The 14499-nt window shown below is 60.7% G+C and carries 18 protein-coding genes, 1 tRNA gene and 1 pseudogene; 12 read left to right on the forward strand and 8 right to left on the reverse strand.

Annotated elements, in window-relative coordinates:
* Window positions 1–169: 169 nt before the first annotated feature.
* Window positions 170–370 (reverse strand): hypothetical protein, encoded by a 201-nt coding sequence (locus PYH37_RS22340; RefSeq protein ID WP_280733594.1) that lies wholly within the window; start codon window positions 368–370, stop codon window positions 170–172.
* Window positions 371–1026: 656 nt separating this feature from the next.
* On the opposite strand from PYH37_RS22340, the gene PYH37_RS22345 reads away from it, so the two are divergent.
* The 5 genes from PYH37_RS22345 to PYH37_RS22365 all read left to right on the forward strand — a co-directional run bounded on the left by PYH37_RS22345 (window position 1027) and on the right by PYH37_RS22365 (window position 3816).
* Window positions 1027–1728: a LexA family transcriptional regulator gene (locus PYH37_RS22345; RefSeq protein WP_280733595.1), complete on the forward strand. Its 702-nt coding sequence runs from the start codon at window positions 1027–1029 to the stop codon at window positions 1726–1728.
* 396 nt (window positions 1729–2124) lie between these two features.
* The gene (locus PYH37_RS22350; protein ID WP_280733596.1) at window positions 2125–2466 is read left to right on the forward strand and encodes a hypothetical protein; all 342 of its coding nucleotides are present in this window, start codon (window positions 2125–2127) and stop codon (window positions 2464–2466) included.
* A complete protein-coding gene (locus PYH37_RS22355; protein ID WP_425336114.1) occupies window positions 2466–2735 on the forward strand; it encodes a hypothetical protein in 270 nt (89 codons plus the stop codon). Before PYH37_RS22350 ends, PYH37_RS22355 begins: the two co-directional genes overlap by 1 nt.
* Before the next feature lie 223 nt (window positions 2736–2958).
* Window positions 2959–3447, forward strand: coding sequence for a hypothetical protein (locus PYH37_RS22360; protein WP_280733597.1), 489 nt, complete (start codon window positions 2959–2961; stop codon window positions 3445–3447).
* 141 nt (window positions 3448–3588) lie between these two features.
* Window positions 3589–3816 (forward strand): hypothetical protein, encoded by a 228-nt coding sequence (locus PYH37_RS22365; protein WP_280733598.1) that lies wholly within the window; start codon window positions 3589–3591, stop codon window positions 3814–3816.
* Between the two features lie 218 nt (window positions 3817–4034).
* On the opposite strand, the gene PYH37_RS22370 is transcribed toward PYH37_RS22365, so the two are convergent.
* Window positions 4035–4781, reverse strand: coding sequence for a pentapeptide repeat-containing protein (locus PYH37_RS22370; RefSeq protein ID WP_425336115.1), 747 nt, complete (start codon window positions 4779–4781; stop codon window positions 4035–4037).
* Between the two features lie 482 nt (window positions 4782–5263).
* Window positions 5264–6304 carry a Tim44 domain-containing protein gene (locus PYH37_RS22375; RefSeq protein WP_280733600.1) on the reverse strand — a complete coding sequence of 347 codons (1041 nt, stop codon included), beginning with the start codon at window positions 6302–6304 and terminating at the stop codon, window positions 5264–5266.
* A gap of 278 nt (window positions 6305–6582) precedes the next feature.
* Between PYH37_RS22375 and PYH37_RS22380 the strand changes: the two genes are divergently transcribed.
* Complete coding sequence (locus PYH37_RS22380; RefSeq protein ID WP_280733601.1) at window positions 6583–7644, forward strand: glycosyltransferase family protein; 1062 nt, start codon at window positions 6583–6585, stop codon at window positions 7642–7644.
* Window positions 7645–8014: 370 nt separating this feature from the next.
* The gene (locus tag PYH37_RS22385) at window positions 8015–8263 is read left to right on the forward strand and encodes a hypothetical protein (RefSeq protein WP_280733602.1); all 249 of its coding nucleotides are present in this window, start codon (window positions 8015–8017) and stop codon (window positions 8261–8263) included.
* Between the two features lie 78 nt (window positions 8264–8341).
* On the opposite strand, the gene PYH37_RS22390 is transcribed toward PYH37_RS22385, so the two are convergent.
* From PYH37_RS22390 to PYH37_RS22405, 5 genes and pseudogenes are all read right to left on the reverse strand, one after another.
* Window positions 8342–8551, reverse strand: a complete 210-nt coding sequence (locus tag PYH37_RS22390; RefSeq protein WP_342394681.1) for a hypothetical protein — start codon at window positions 8549–8551, stop codon at window positions 8342–8344.
* Window positions 8552–8653 (reverse strand): annotated as a pseudogene (locus PYH37_RS32265) (NINE protein); the annotation flags it as partial. It lies immediately after the preceding gene.
* Window positions 8654–8819: 166 nt separating this feature from the next.
* Window positions 8820–9026 (reverse strand): hypothetical protein, encoded by a 207-nt coding sequence (locus PYH37_RS22395; RefSeq protein ID WP_280733603.1) that lies wholly within the window; start codon window positions 9024–9026, stop codon window positions 8820–8822.
* A 98-nt stretch (window positions 9027–9124) separates the two neighbouring features.
* A tRNA-Lys gene (locus tag PYH37_RS22400) sits at window positions 9125–9200 on the reverse strand.
* 110 nt (window positions 9201–9310) lie between these two features.
* Window positions 9311–10228, reverse strand: a complete 918-nt coding sequence (locus tag PYH37_RS22405; RefSeq protein ID WP_280736137.1) for a PhzF family phenazine biosynthesis protein — start codon at window positions 10226–10228, stop codon at window positions 9311–9313.
* Window positions 10229–10644: 416 nt separating this feature from the next.
* On the opposite strand from PYH37_RS22405, the gene PYH37_RS22410 reads away from it, so the two are divergent.
* The 5 genes from PYH37_RS22410 to PYH37_RS22430 all read left to right on the forward strand — a co-directional run bounded on the left by PYH37_RS22410 (window position 10645) and on the right by PYH37_RS22430 (window position 14364).
* Window positions 10645–11055, forward strand: coding sequence for a lysozyme inhibitor LprI family protein (locus tag PYH37_RS22410; protein WP_280733604.1), 411 nt, complete (start codon window positions 10645–10647; stop codon window positions 11053–11055).
* Between the two features lie 300 nt (window positions 11056–11355).
* Window positions 11356–12567: an MFS transporter gene (locus tag PYH37_RS22415; RefSeq protein WP_280733605.1), complete on the forward strand. Its 1212-nt coding sequence runs from the start codon at window positions 11356–11358 to the stop codon at window positions 12565–12567.
* A gap of 283 nt (window positions 12568–12850) precedes the next feature.
* A complete protein-coding gene (locus PYH37_RS22420) occupies window positions 12851–13537 on the forward strand; it encodes a glutathione S-transferase family protein (RefSeq protein ID WP_280733607.1) in 687 nt (228 codons plus the stop codon).
* A 12-nt stretch (window positions 13538–13549) separates the two neighbouring features.
* A complete protein-coding gene (locus PYH37_RS22425; protein ID WP_280733608.1) occupies window positions 13550–13885 on the forward strand; it encodes an ArsR/SmtB family transcription factor in 336 nt (111 codons plus the stop codon).
* On the forward strand, window positions 13882–14364 hold the full coding sequence (locus PYH37_RS22430; RefSeq protein WP_280733609.1) for an SRPBCC family protein: 483 nt from the start codon (window positions 13882–13884) through the stop codon (window positions 14362–14364). The genes PYH37_RS22425 and PYH37_RS22430 overlap by 4 nt, the downstream gene beginning before the upstream one ends.
* Window positions 14365–14499 lie beyond the last annotated feature (135 nt).

Consider the following 14499-nt stretch of genomic DNA (forward strand, 5'->3'; position numbering starts at 1 on the left):
CAGCCGCGTCGCCCGCCGCTTACCCTCCCCTGGCCTATCCTCCCGTGATCGGGCCCCCAAATCGTTCGACCCGACCCCAGCGCCTTCGCCGCCCCTAGAGTCGTTTGGAGGGGTGGGATTAATTTCTTTAGGGGGTGCGGGGGACCTTTCCTTATACGGGAGGGGAGCGTCACAGTCTGTCACGACCTCCTCGCGCGCTGTCCCGTGACGGCGGCTGCTGGCGCACACGGTCGGAGGCCCGCCGCCGCTCGAGCGCGTCGATCGCCTGCTCCTCCGCCGCACGAACGGCGGAAAGAATCATCTCCGGCGTGGCACCTGCCGTCACCAGCGCTTCGACGATCGCCGAGATCCTCATGCCGCTGTTTCGCATTCTCTTCCTGCCTTCCTATAGGGCGTGACGCTTCGTCGCCGCGGCGCCGAAGCCGGCGGGCGATAATCACGTCGAATGTTCGAAAATTCGGAGCGGGTGACGGAGAACCGATGCGGCTCTCTAGCCGTACCCCCGCGTCTCAACTCTCTGAAACCGATCGCTTACGATTTGCAGCGATCGGGTCGGAAATCAGTCATCTGCCCCGCGCCAACGCGCGCCCGGGGCGCCAAGCCCTGCCGGCAGAGAGCGGCCAGCAGGGCTTCGCGCTGACCGCCGGGGAGGAGAACGGCGGTCAGTCTCATCCGGGTGGCGAAGGTGCAAAGCGTTTCCGCATCCCAAAGTTTGCGAACGAAGCGCCCTTCTCGCCTGCATCCGCGTCGGACGTCGATCGATTGATCTACCGGCCGCCGCCCTTTCCCTCCCGCACGCCAGGCAAGCCCTGGCGCACAGTTCCGCAATGCGAAGCAGAGCCCTTTGGCACGCGCTGTCGCCATAACCACAGGCAGGCGCCCGCGCGTCAACTCGCAACGCCCGCGCGGCGGCGCCGCCAAAAACATTGACAATGTCATCAACAGTCTTCATGTTATTATCCATGACACCATGAGTGTCGTGTTGTCAACATGATTTGTGTTGGATCCGCTGCTATGTTGCATGTCATGAGCGAGAAAGCTGAGAGATTGCGCCAGGCGCGCGTCAGGGCGGGTTACCGCTTTGCTTCCGATGCGGCGAACGCCCTTGGCGTTGTCGCCTCGACCTATCGTGCCCATGAGAACGGACAGAACGACTTTGAGCTTGACGAGGCCGAACTCTACGGTCGTAAGTTCGATGTCGACTCGGTATGGCTGATGAAGGGTACGGAACGCCACCCGGAGTCCCGCGTCAACGGCAGCGCGGCGCCCGGCTCCGGAACGAAGGAAATCATCCCGCCAAACGCCGAGGTTCGCGCCAACATTATCGGGGAAGGCGAGAAGATCCCCGTCTTCGGCCAGGCCGTCGGCGGGGTTGACGGTGAATTCCTTATGAATGGCAATGTGTTGTACGAAGTCATGGCGCCGCCGATCCTGTCGGATAAATCAGGTGCCTATGCGGTCTCTGTCTCCGGCGATTCCATGTACCCGCGCTACGAAGACGGCGAAGTCTGCTTCGTCGACCCAAGCCGCCGCGTCAAAAAGGGCGACTACGTAATCGCCCAGATCCGCCTCGAAGAAGGCGGGGCACCGCTGGCCTATGTGAAAAAATTCGTCCGCCACAACAGCGCCGAGCTGGTTCTCGAACAGTTCAATCCGCCGAAGGAGTTGCGCTTCGAAGCCCAGACGGTAGACAGCGTTCATTACATCGCCCTCGCCGGCAACGCCTGAGAGAGAAGCACGCGGCGTCCTGGAAGTCCCAAGATCTGGCTAGCGACTCGTCGCCCACCCTCATGGATCCAGCCGCGGTGCATCCGCACCGCGACCAACGCTTCGATGAGAATGAAGCCGAGAGCGAGGCGTCTCCCCCCGCGCCGCCGCACGGCGCTGGATTCCTGTGACAAACACCCAGGAATGACGGCGTTATAAGAAGACGCTGAGCTCAGCACCGACTCACGTGATGCTCTCTTAAAAAAACACGATGAGTGTCATCTCAACATTTAACATAGATCATGTTGACATCATTGCTGTTGAATGCGATGTTGCTTCCAACACAGACAACACGGAAGCACGTAACGCGGGCAAGCAGAACGCGCGGCTCAAAGGCAAAAGAAAGAACAGCGGCAGATGTCCATATCCCGCATCCAAATCAACCTCCACAGTCATGTCGACGAGCTTTTCTCCGCCAACTTCCTGCAATCGCGCGACCGGGAAAATCAGGAAGCGCTCAAGAGCTTTCTCTCCTCCACCTACTCCAGCCTCGCTTCGCTCGCCTGGCATCTTGGCGCCGACGGCGACGTCTTCCAGCGCGAAGCGGTGCCGGCGTCCGAACTGACCGACGACGCTTTTTTCGAGCTCAACCGCGAGCGTGAATTTTCCGGCCGAGGCGGCACCGATCGAAATCAGCGCCTGCTCGGCACTCTCGATCATCGCCAGCAGTTCGGTCAACAATCCGGAGAGGCGATCTGATGCGCGCCGAAACCTACGCCGTCGTCAACCTCGCTGCCTTGAATCTTATCGAGGCCGCCAGCGCCGCCTATTACGTGACCGAGAAGGAGGCGGCGGCTCGCCATGAGTTTCGCGCCCGCGAAATGCTGAAGAAGATTGCCTCGGCATTAGGCTATGAGGTCGCCGAAGTGGGGTGGCGGAATGGAGAGACCGGCGAACTGCCCGCAGCCGCACACGGGCAGGCGCCCTCCTCCGGGCTGAGACTCGTGTTCGGCCGATCCGTCGAATAGACGCTGCAACGAAACGTCGGCACGGGAACTGCACCGGCGCAGGGCGAAACGATGTTGCGCCACGTGCGCGGTGCTGTCAGGTTTACGCCACTACAGCGCCGTGCGTCTTTTCAGACGCACAAAGGTCGCTTTGAATTGCTGCATGGTTTTATCCTTAGATCGAAGGAACCATGCAAAAGCGCGACACAAGAGCAAACTGCCGCCCGGAACGGGATGCACGACGATGGAAGTCGCCGCCAGATCATACGAGAGGCTCACGCCGGCGGACCTCGAACGGATCGCATCTGTCGCGCTCGCGACGCTCGACGGGATCTTCGACCGCGCGCCCATCGCCGGTCTTTACCGCGACCGCCTGCTGCTGCTGACGCTCGCTCAAGGAAGTGCGCTCCATTATCTCGACGGCACGAACGGCCTCAAGGACATCGACGTCTGGGCATTCTTCGAAGGCGGTCTCACAAAACCGTTTCCGCACAGGAAGCGCTGGTGCGTCGACTTCGGCCCGTCCCGCTTCGGTCGACATCCGGACGATCCCGGCTATTCCGGCCGCCGGCTGGACCTGATGGGCCGTTCGATCGCCGTTGTGGGCGGCGAGACTTCTCAGGATGCGGTGCGCCGGTGGCTCGCCTCCCGCGCCACATCGGCAATCGAACTGCGAAAGAAGCCGATGTTCTGCCTGTTCCCGGCGGGAATTTTCGGCGAGCGGCTTAATTAGTCAACCAACTTCGCCTCCCCTGCCAAGCCGATTGACTCCCGCACAAAAGAGAACATAATAAGAACATTCATCGGTGACGTGCCGCCCATCGGACAATCGAACTGCAGTTTGGCTGTGGTAGAAAACACAGGAGAATTCGCCATGCGCTTGCCATGCGCGCTTCCGGAACCCCTTTCCCCGGAAGATCAGACCCTGGAAGAAGGGGACGAATTCGCTGCTGTCATGGCCTATCACAACGGCGACGCCGAGGCCGCCGTGCGCACGCTGCTCAAGGACTGCAAGCATCTGCGTGAGCAATTGGCGCTCGCCCAGATCTCCATGAGCCTCGGCTTCACCCGAGGCTGGTTACCGAGCTTTAATCGGCGATGACACGACCGCAATGGTTCCTCACTGCATGTTTCCTTAAATCGGAACCGGTTTAAGGACAAAAACCTGCAGCAATTCAAAGTGCTACAGCGACCTTTGTGCGTCTGAAAAGACGCACGGCGCTGTAGATCGGCACCAAATCAAAGTGCTGTAGCTTGTGTGTCTGAAAAGGCGCACTGCCCGCGGCGCAGTTACTCTTATGCAGCGGGCACGTTTCGCCTTCAGTCGTCGTCCGGCGGGCACGGCCATTTGGCGGGTGCCGATAGGCCTGCCGGCAGCTTCGTCGCGGCGTCGCCGCAGGCGAGATCGATCTGCTCCTGCTGAAGGCCCTTCGCGGCCGAGAGGTCCAGGCTCTCTATCCTCGTCAGGAACATGAAGGCACGGCTGAAGTCGATCGATCCCTCGAAGACCGCACCGCTCAGGTCGGCGCGCGCAAGATTTGCCATGGGAAACTGGGTTCCAGTCAGCACTGCCTTGTCGAAATTGGCGCGGCCGAGTTCCGCCTTCTCGAAATCGGCACCCATCAGGCGTGCGCCGGCGAACTCTGTGCGCTGCAATTCGGCACTGACGAAGGAGGCGTTTTCGGCGGAGATGCCGGAAAAATTGCCGCGATAGGCCTCGACCCTGGTGAAATTCGCCTTGTCCGCCTTGGCGCCGGCGAGCGAGGCACGGACCAGAGTCGCCTTTTCGAGATTGGCAGAAGCGAGGTTGGCGCCGCGCAGATCGGTGAGAGTGAAATCGGTATTGACCAGATTGGCCCCCTCGAGATCGCTGCCACCGAGCATGAGCTGCCGCTTGTTGCAATCATGCCAGTCGGTGCCAGCGGCAGACGAACTCTTGCAGTCGGCCGACTCGGCGGCGCTGCTGGTGAAGACCGAAGTCGCGAATACCAGGAGAAATGCCGCGGCACTGAGCGCAAGAGAATCCATTCCGCTCGAATCATTCCGCGTCTTGGAAGGCATCGTCATCTCGTCGCTGCCGGCACCTGAGCCGGCCCTCCCCATCTATGATCCTTCAGGCCGAACCGATGCGAAGAACTGTTCGGAATTCAACGCGTTATGGCGGCTCTGCTCATCTGAAAAGACGCGCAAAGATCGTCGCCGTCAATAGCCGATTTTTGAAATCCGGTCGTTAAAATCGCGGCACCGAGCAGGAGGAGAAAGGCTTCGCGGTTTGGGTTCCGCGTCCCGCCCTTCGACCTGCCAGAATCGATCGCGTTCGGAATTTGCACCGCTTCAGCGCAAGCCTTCCTGCATGGTTCCTTAAATCGAAACTACAGCGCCGTGCGTCTTTTCAGACGGACGAAGGTCGCCGTAGCACTTTGAATTGCTGCATGTTTTTATCCTTAAATCGGTTCCGATTTAAGAAACATGCAGCAGGGGAACCATGCAGGGATTCAAACCATTACAGCGACCTTTGTACGTCTGAAAGACGCACGCCGCTATAGTGACTAAGCCTCGACACCTTGAATGGCCGAAACCTGCCAATCGGCGCCGGGCCGGCGAAGGAAGGTCCAGAGCTCGACCGCTTCGGTCTGGCGGTCGGGATCGCCGCTAACGACGCGGCTGGTGGCGCGGTCGCGCATGACGTCGATGCTCTCGTAGCGCATGGCGACGGTCGCATAGTCGGTGCCGTCCTCGCGCCAAGCCTCGGCGACGTCGCCCTGGACGAGGTGCACGTCCCGGACATCGTTCTTAAGGCCCTTCGTCGCGTTTTCGCTGAGTTCCTCGGCGAGATAGGACATGGCTTCCGGCGTCGTCAGCCGGCGCAAGGTCGCGTAGTCCTCGGCGCCGTAGGCCGCCTGCACCTCCTTCAGCATCGCTTCGAAACGGTCGAGGTCGTGCTGGCCAATGCCGATTTCGTCGGTCTTGCCCGAGGCCGGGCCCGAGGCAGGGGCGGATGCGGACGAACGCGCGGAGGCCGAAGCCGCGGCGGCGGCACGGTCACCCTGCCCGCTCATTCCTTCGCCGATGCGTGGAATACGGAAGGAGGGCGAATCCGCAGCCATGGCGGAAGAGCGCGCCGATGCGGACGGCGCCGAATAGGCCGGGCGCTGACCGCGCCCGAAGAACCGCATCGCCAGCGAGATGACGAGGACGATTAGACCGAGTTGCAGCAGGAGACCGAGAAAGCCGATGCCGCCGCCGAGACCATGGCCGAGAAGCATGCCGATCAGGCCACCCATCATGAGACCGCCCAGCATCGAGCCCCCGAACCCGTTGAAGAAGCCCGGACGCGGATTCGTCGTCCGGTTCTGCGCCGCCGGGTTGGTCGCCGTCGAAGGCTCGGCATTCTGCCGCGGCGTCATCGTCCGGTCGATCGGCGCGGCATTCGTCGGCGCCGTGCGCGTCACCGGCGGCGCGAAAAACGTCCGGCTGCCGCGCGAGCCGAACCCACCGCCCGCCCGCCGCGCCTCGGCGACGTCCACCACAGTCAACATGACCATGAGGCCGACCGCCACCATTGCCAGAACTCGTCCAAAACGCTGCATTTTATCGGATCCCGTTGTCACTCCCGGCCGCGTAGGCCACCGAAGCCCATATAGAGCCTGACGCCGGGAAGTTTAAGAGCGCGGCGGTGGATTTTCGGCATAGACGACCGGCGAGGTCGACGGCGGCAAAAGCGTACAGCACGCATGCCGCCTTGACTCTCGCGCAAAATAACCTCGCTTACAGCCTGCGGAGAATGAAATAACCGACCGGTCGGCGAGCAAGATTTGGCATTTTCGGAAGAGATTCTCGACCGCAGCCGTCTTTCGGTTCCGCCCTCGTGTCTGAAGAGATAAAAAGCACTCGGCCGAAGCGCCCAGGATCAGAAGCCTTCAGCCCTGCAGAACAATACCAGAAGCTAAGCCCCTGTGAAATTACGGTTTTCTTCGCGAAATGCCACTTGCGAGCGGTTGTGAAACCGAATAACCAGCAGGCGCATTTCTTTGGGGCAATCATGCAAAATCAAAAAATTCGCCGGAAGCACTCCGGCTTTTCTCGCTTGCGCATTTGGTTGAGCACGGCGCGAGCAGTCATTGACAGCAGCTATGGTGAGGAGCGTCTGACCAACTTTCAGGCTCGCCTCGGTGGCAGGATGCCAACTGGAGAGGAAGCTAAGGATCTCATCCTTGCCGCTTGCGACAACAACTACTTTGAAAAGTTCGCGGTGAGCCTGCTTTCTTCAATAAGTGCTGTGCCGGGAACCCACGCTATACATCTCCACCTGCTGGATCCCTCGGAAGAAACGATCACGAGAGCAGAAGCGCTGCGCAAGAGCTACGCAAATGTGCGGCTCAGCTATACGATTGATTCATGCACAGACATCCACAGTTCAAACCCGACCGGTATCTACTACACCGCCGCGCGCTTCATTCTTGCGCCGCTGCTCCTTGAGAGAGGCGTAAAGCGGCTTTTCATCATTGATGTGGATTCGGTCATGAATAAATCGCCATGGCCGATCATCGACAACATGCCAGAGGACACCTCGGCGGGTTTCGTTTTTCGCCCAGAGAAGAGGCGACTCTGGCAAAAAATATTGGCGAACGCCGTGCTATTCGAAGCCGACGCCGTCTCTCAGCTCTTCACGAAGCGCCTCGCCAGAGCATTGCTGATGAATGTGTCTCGCCCGCAGGAATACTATGTAGATCAGATCATTCCGCATTATTTGATTGAACGTAGCGGTGCAGATACGCAATCGCGCATCAAGAGCCTGCCGACATCGTTGATGTCTCTTGAGTATGCCGAAGATGCTGCCTTTTGGACAGCGAAGGGAGCAGACAAGCACTCAGAGCAGTTCGCAATTGTTCAACGTGCTCAGTTGGTGGTTGCTCAAGCCGTCGCATGATCGATCAGCGCCGCAGTTGATTGCCGTCGCGCTGGCTTGCGTCAATGCGCTGCAGGATTTCTCTTGTCACCCGCATTTCGGCGGCATCGCTTGCCGCGTTTTTATGACGGAGCGGCCGTGCGCGTCCAATATCGTTTCCGATCCAGGTTTGATGACTGGTTGCCACGCATCGCCGACACCAATTCCATGGTGACACCGGAGACGCCAGGGCTCGGCAGGCGATGGCAGACGAATTCCGCCGTGCGGTTCAACAGGCAGTGAGGAATTGACCATGCCCAAAGCGCTCCATCTGTGCGGAGTTTAATGTCGCGTCGAGATCATCCGCGCGAATGAGTTTCCGAAGCCGGGGCAAACTCGGGCTGTGGCGACGATGTGCCGAATCCTCGAGAAGCATGGCGAGGGCCATTTGAGGCTCGTCGTCTCCACGCTGGCGGAGACCAAGGGCAATCAGGGCTTCATCAACGAGTACACTGCCTGGGCAACGTCGGATCTCCTCCTGGCTTGCTCAGAGTGGATCGAGGAAGACGCCTCCGATTGGTACCGAGCATGGGACAGCATCCCGCTCGGTGGGCTAATGTGGACCTGTCAGGAGCCTTACGGGATCGTCAAGCAGCGGTAGGCGCTTGCCGGCGCCATGTACGTTTTTGCTCGTGCATTACAGCAATGGCAGGCAGGCGAGTAAGGACAAAGCGCCCCGTCATCGTTCCGATCGCTCCGGAGCGAGAACGCGTTCGGTATACATCTGCTTGCTGAAGCTGTTCCGCACCTCCTCCTTCTGCTGCCGAATCATGCCAGGGATGAGAAACAGGTCGACCAGCAGCCATATAGCCGACGCGACAATGACTAGGCTCCCGATCCCGACGCCAGCCGTGGCGACACCAATCACGAGCAGGGCAAGGATGGCCACGCCGCTTCCGGTGCGCCCGATATAGAACCTGTGCGCTCCTAGACCGCCCAAGAATAACCATAGCAGGTAAGCAACGACGGTTGACTTCGCCTCGTTCGTCACCCACTGCTCGACGAGGATCTGTTCAGCAGTAGAAAGATTCGTGCTTGCCCCCAACGCACTATAACCGAGAGGCGGTAGCGTCGCACAGCGTTAGGTTGCGGTCAAGGTTAGGGGCCCCACCCAAACGGGTTACTGTGGGCCGATGGCTCCGGAGCGGGTCGCCGCCTCAGTAATAATGGCAGCTCCAGCGGCCGCACCAGTAGCGCGGATAGCGCGGCGCGGTTGCAACTGCCGCCGCCGCCAGCCCCACGGCCGCCGCGCCGACCAGCACCGCCGCCGCTGCCTGATTGTTGGCGGCCGTCCGCCGCTCGCGCTCGCCGTAAGTATAGAACATGCACCGCCGATGGTCATCGGAGCCTGCTTTGCCGAACATCTGGCACTTCTGATCGTCCGCGGTCACCCCAACGTTACCCGAACGCAAAAAGCATCAATGTTTTAGGTGAAGGTATCGCGGTAAGTCTTTGAAAAGATTGGTGGGTGATCACGGGCTCGAACCGTGGACCCGCTGATTAAGAGTCAGCTGCTCTACCAACTGAGCTAATCACCCGTCCAAAACCGCGTTGCTGCGGTCTGGAGGGGCGTATAATGGCGTTCGCTCGGCTTGTCCAGCACCCTTTTCAAAATTCTCGGGAAAAAATCAGACCGTCCTGCCGGCAGTCAGACGGCCAATTCCCCCTCGGCAATCTTCACCGCATGGCCGCCTATGCGGGCGGTGGCGATCTTGCTGCCGGCGATGTCGAGATGCAGGTGGATGAAGGAAGGGCGGCCCATCTCCACCCCTTGCTCGATCAGGATCGGGTGATGTCCGTCGACCAGTTCGTCGAAAAGGTTGATCGCACCGGAAAGTGCCGCTGCCGCCGCGCCGGTCGCGGGGTCTTCGGCAAGGCCCATCTCGGAAGAAAACATGCGGGCGTGGAAGCGGGCCATATGGTTGATGCCGCCGCGGCAATAGAGATAGGCGGCGGCGAGCCGGCCTTCCGCCAGCGGCGCCAGTTGCTCCCAGCGCTGCGGATCGAATTCCACGGCAGCCGCTGCGCCGACGTCGTGCAGCGGCACCATCACGAAGGGAACGCCCGCGCTCCAGAACGAGATCACATGGTTCTCGAAGCCGATCTGCGTCGTCTTGAGGCTCAGCGCGTCGGCGATCGCCTGCTTGTCGAAGCGCGCCTCCAGCCGGCTCGGCTTGCGTGGCAGGTCGAATTCGGCAAAGGTCGCCTCCCCCGGCTTCAGCCGCACCGCCGAGCGCACCGGGCCCACTTTCTCTTCCAGCACCTGCATCAGATCGAGCGCCTTGCCGGAATCACCGTAGAGCGCCTCGGCAATGGCCACGGCCGCCCCAACCGTCGGATGCCCGGCGAACGGCAGTTCAAATACCGGCGTGAAGATCCTGAGGCGGGCGGAATGCGCGGCACTCCCCGGCCGCTGCACGAAGACCGTCTCGGACAGGTTGAATTCCTGGGCGATCGCCTGCATGGCCCTGTCGCTTAAGCCCTCGCCGTCGAAAATCACCGCGAGAGGATTCCCCTCCAGACGCTTCTCGGTGAAGACGTCGTAGATCGCGTAGCGTCGTGGCATGCATGTCCCCTTGCCGGTCCAGCCCACCCTCGAAAGCGGAATAGAATTCCGAGAGATCAGGCGCATTTCAATGTCGGAGTCCCTCGCAATGGCGATGCGACACTCCGTTAGAAACCTTGCAATGCCATCGTGCGGGCGGCAAGGCAAAAAGCACAAAGCAGATTGAAGACAGCATTTCCGACTTCCCTCCCCCGCGCGTCCGGCAATCCCGAATGACCGATCCAATCCGTTGCAATCGCTTGAGATTAAATGCAATCTCCTGTTGCGATCAGAGCACTGCATGGTTCCTTAGATCCTAATCGATTTAAGGAAGACCACGCGGCGAGTGAAAAGCGCCGCAGCGATCTTGTGCGTCGGCAAAGACCCACGGCGCTGGAGTTCTGGTGCAACAAAGGGCATGAGGTTGGAGCTGGCTAATGAAGAAAACTGAGCGATTTTCGGTCATGCTGGCCATTTTTCTGGCTTCGGTCGCGGCAATGATGGTTCCCGCATTCTCCGACGACCTCTACGATAAATGCATCGCCAAAGTCTCTGACAACGCGAGCTTCGCGCAATGCGGAAGCCAGTGGGTGAAGCGCGAGGACGACAAGCTGAACGCCACCTGGAAGACCGTGTTTGCGGAGACGAGCGGCCAGACCAGAACCGACATGCTCGCCGAGCAGCGCCTCTGGAATGCCTACAAGGAAAGCGCCTGCGCCTTCTATGCAAACGGTGACTGGGGCCGCGAGGGACAGGTGCTGGATTTCCTCGCCTGCCGCGCCGGCGTGATCGCCGCGCGGACGAAGAACCTCGATGACTACGGCGCGTTCTTCAAGGGCGACAATTAGCACCGGATGGCAAGCCCGGAGGCCGTGCGCGGCCCATGCAATCTCCCGCTCATCCAGCCTGCTGCCCCGCCGATTGCAGACAGCAACAGCAGATGCGCCCACTGCATGTTTCCTTAAATCGGAGCCGATTCAAGGATAAAAACATGCAGCAATTCAAAGTGCTACAGCGACCTTTGTGCGTCTGAAAAGACGCACGGCGCTGTAGCATATTCTTGCGACTCATCGCAGAAGCCACGTCGCAACCCGTCGGCAGCTGCGGAAGAATGGGAAGCAGAGGATGGCGAGACAACGCAGGGTGACATGACGATCGAGACGATTTCGCGCCGTGGCATTCCCGCCGGGGTCTGGGCCCTCGGCTTCGTTTCGATGCTGATGGATATCTCCTCCGAGATGATCCACGCGCTGTTGCCCGTCTATATGGTCGCGGTGCTCGGCACCTCCACATTCGCCGTCGGCCTCATCGAGGGGATCGCCGAGGCGACCGCCTCGATCACCAAGGTCTTTTCCGGCGCGCTCAGCGACTGGCTCGGCAAGCGCAAATTGCTCGCCGCCCTCGGCTATGGTCTTGCGGCCCTCACCAAGCCGATCTTTCCGCTCGCCTCCTCCATCGAATGGCTGGTGGCGGCCCGTTTCGTCGACCGCGTCGGAAAGGGCATACGCGGCGCGCCGCGCGACGCGCTCGTCGCCGATCTCGCTCCGCCGCACCTGCGCGGGGCGAGCTTCGGCCTGCGCCAGTCGCTCGATACGATCGGCGCCTTCCTCGGTCCGCTCCTCGCCATCGGGCTGATGTGGCTGACTGCGGATCACTTTCAGACCGTGTTCTGGTTCGCCGTCATTCCGGCATTCCTCTCGGTCGGCGTGATCCTCCTTGCCGTTCGGGAGCCGGAGCGGCCGAAGGAGCTTCGCCGCGTCCGAATGCCGCTCCATCGCGATGAACTGCGGCGGCTCGGACCGGCCTATTGGTGGGTCGTCGCCGTCGCCGCCATCTTCACGCTCGCGCGCTTCAGCGAAGCCTTCCTTATCCTTCGCGCGCAATCGATCGGTCTCGCTCCGTCGCTCGTCCCGATCGTCCTGGTGGTCATGAGCCTCGCCTATTCGCTGTCCGCCTATCCGGCCGGCGTCCTCTCCGACCGCGTCGACCGCCTGACCCTGCTCGTGCTCGGCCTCGCCCTCCTGCTCCTCGCCGATATCGTTCTCGCGCTTGCGAGCGGCATCGCCGCCCTCGGCACAGGCGTCGTACTTTGGGGGCTCCACATGGGCTTCACGCAGGGCCTGCTCGCAACCTTGATCGCCGAGACCGCGCCGGCGGAACTGCGCGGAACCGCCTTCGGCATGTTCAACCTAGTCGGCGGCGTCGCACTGCTGCTTGCGAGCGTCCTCGCCGGCGCGCTCTGGGACATCGCCGGCCCTGAGGCAACCTTCCTCGCCGGCGCCACCTTTACAGCGCTGACCATCGCCGGGCTCTTTGCCATCCGGTCCCGATTGACGGGCGCGGGACGAGGAAAAGTGTAAAGCGGTTTTCCGCCCGCGTTCTGCGCCGTCAAAAATACTGTATCAGCGGCAAATGCCACACGGGGCAGTTCATGGGCGCGAAGCAGACTTCGAAGGCCCTTTCGGGCAACATCTCCGAAGGGTGGAGAGAGCGGAAGTCCAACGCAAACGCGCGGAATAGCCGCCTATGCAGCGGTCATCAGTGCCCAATCAGGCTCAGTTTCCATGTAAGGAAACTAATGTTGACTCCGTCGCCTCGCCCAAATAGTTTCCGTCGTGAGAAACTTTCATGAAAGGCTCTGCGATGGCTTTGACCCTTTATCTCCACCCGCTGGCGTCGTTCTGTCACAAGGTGCTGATCGCCCTTTACGAGAACGAAATCGATTTTCGCGCCGAGACCGTCGATCTGGGCGATCCTGGCTCCGCTGCGATGCTTTTGGAGAAATGGCCGATTGGCAAAATCCCTGTGCTGCACGACCATACCCGCGATCAAACGGTCCCGGAGACGAGCATCATCATCGAGTATTTGCAGCAACACTATCCCGGTCCTGTGGCGCTGCTTCCAGAAGGCGAGAATGCGAGGCTTGAGGCGCGGCTGTGGGACCGCTTCTTCGATCTTTATGTCAGTGCACCCGTGCAGAAGATCGTGACGGACCGGATACGCCCTGAGGACGGCAGAGACCCGATCGGAGTCGCAGACGCCCGTAAGACGCTGGATACCGCTTACGCGATGACCGACGCCCAAGTCGCGGCCACTCACTGGGCCACTGGCGACCAATTCACCATTGCCGATTGCGCCGCCGCGCCGGGCCTGTTTTTTGCCTCCATCGTTCATCCGTTCGGCAAGGGTCAGGTGCATCTAAGCCGCTATGTCGAGCGTCTTCTGGAGCGCCCGTCGGTGCGGCGGACGCTAACGGAGGCGCGACCCTACTTTTCGATATTCCCCTACCGCGACGCCATGCCGGAGCGGTTCCTTGAGCTTCAATCGTAAGGGAGACCTGCTTTGGAAGCCGCACCGCTTGATCGCATATTCACCGCTCTCGCCGACCCCGGCCGCCGGGCAATGGTGGAGCGCCTGTGCGCTCGCCCGGCATCGGTCAAGGAGCTGGCCGAACCCGTCGGAATGCGGCTGCCCTCTGCTCTGAAACATCTCAGGGTGCTCGAAGATGGGGGGATCGTCGTGTCGCGCAAGGCCGGCCGGGTACGAACATACGAGATCAGCCCAACCGCCTTCAGTATTATCAATGAATGGCTTGCTGAACGGCGGGCGGCCATCAATGCGGCCTTCGACCGTCTCGAGCGGGCCATTGCCGAATTTCCCGAGGAGAATGAAGAATGACAACGAGCCAACGCATCGAACATACCAGCTTTGTCGTTGAACGGGAGCTTTCGGCGAGCCCGAGGCATGCATTTCGTTTCTGGTCAGAGGCAGAACTGAAGGCCCGCTGGAGTGGCTGTCATCCCGATTGGCTCGTGCTGGAAGACAGGTTCGATTTTTCGGTGGGCGGTACGGAGGTGAAGCGGTGGCGCACGCCCGCGGGCGACGAGCAGACCTTCCACGCTCACTATCTCGACATCGTGCCTGAGCAGCGGATCATATACGCCTATGAAATGAGCTTCGCCGGCGCGCGGCTCTCCGCCTCGCTTGTGACGATCACTTTCAAGACGGTCGGACGCAAGACCAAAATGACCTTTACCGAGCAGGTCGCAATCCTCGCAGGAGGCAGGGCCGCAAGAGACCAACGGCTTGTGGGGACGGAGGAAGGCTTGGACCGGCTGGTCGAAGCGGTGGAAAGCGAGAGGGCAATCGTAAACTGACTGGGCCGTATCAGAGCGACAAGGATCAAGACCAGCAACATCTGCTTTGGGGCTCAATCGACTCGTTCACCACGATCGTTTCTGGCGGCTGCGATGGGTGGTTTTCTGCCCTACCTTGCCTCGCGAGCAACGCGA

It is taken from the genome of Sinorhizobium numidicum (assembly GCF_029892045.1).
Classification (GTDB): domain Bacteria; phylum Pseudomonadota; class Alphaproteobacteria; order Rhizobiales; family Rhizobiaceae; genus Sinorhizobium; species Sinorhizobium numidicum.